Origin of the sequence: Anaerobutyricum hallii DSM 3353, from assembly GCF_000173975.1 — a bacterium.
GTDB lineage: Bacteria > Bacillota > Clostridia > Lachnospirales > Lachnospiraceae > Anaerobutyricum > Anaerobutyricum hallii.
Genome location: NZ_ACEP01000127.1, coordinates 1 through 867 on the forward strand (window position 1 = coordinate 1; position 867 = coordinate 867).

General features: G+C 53.3%; 1 rRNA gene. It reads left to right on the plus strand.

Going from position 1 to position 867, the window contains the following annotated elements:
* Positions 1-867 (plus strand): 23S ribosomal RNA (locus tag EUBHAL_RS12235); the annotation flags it as partial.

Genomic DNA, 867 nt, shown 5'->3' on the forward strand with positions numbered 1-867 from the left:
AGAGCTGACCCGGCAGGATCCAGAGTACCACGGGACACGGGAAACCCTGTGGGAACGAGCGGAGACCACTCCGTAAGGCTAAATACTACTCAGTGACCGATAGCGTATAGTACTGTGAAGGAAAGGTGAAAAGAACCCCGGGAGGGGAGTGAAAGAGAACCTGAAACCCTGTGTCTACAAGCTGTGGAAGTACTTCTTAGGTACGACCGCGTACTTTTTGTAGAACGGTCCGGCGAGCTGCGGGTACTGGCAAGGTTAAGCACTTCAGGTGCGGAGCCGTAGGGAAACCAAGTCTTAAGAGGGCGTTTTAGTCAGTACGTGCAGGCCCGAAACCGGGTGACCTATCCATGTCCAGGTTGAAGCCGCCGTAAAAGGCGATGGAGGACCGAACCCACATCCGTTGAAAAGGGTGGGGATGAGGTGTGGATAGCGGAGAAATTCCAATCGAACCCGGAGATAGCTGGTTCTCCTCGAAATAGCTTTAGGGCTAGCCTCATACAAGTCTGCCGGAGGTAGAGCACTGAATTTCCGCGGGGGCGTCAAAGCCTACCAAAGAATATCAAACTCCGAATGCCGGACAGATGGTGTATGGGAGTCAGACTGTACGAGATAAGTTGGACAGTCAAAAGGGAAAGAGCCCAGACCGCCGGCTAAGGTCCCAAAGTGGGTGTTAAGTGGAAAAGGATGTGGGATCTCTAAGACAACCAGGATGTTGGCTCAGAAGCAGCCATTCATTAAAAGAGTGCGTAACAGCTCACTGGTCGAGAGGTCCTGCGCCGAAAATGTCCGGGGCTGAAACACCACACCGAAGCCGCGGAACCCGTAAGGGTTGGTAGAGGAGCATTCTTAGGGGAGCGAAGCATTACC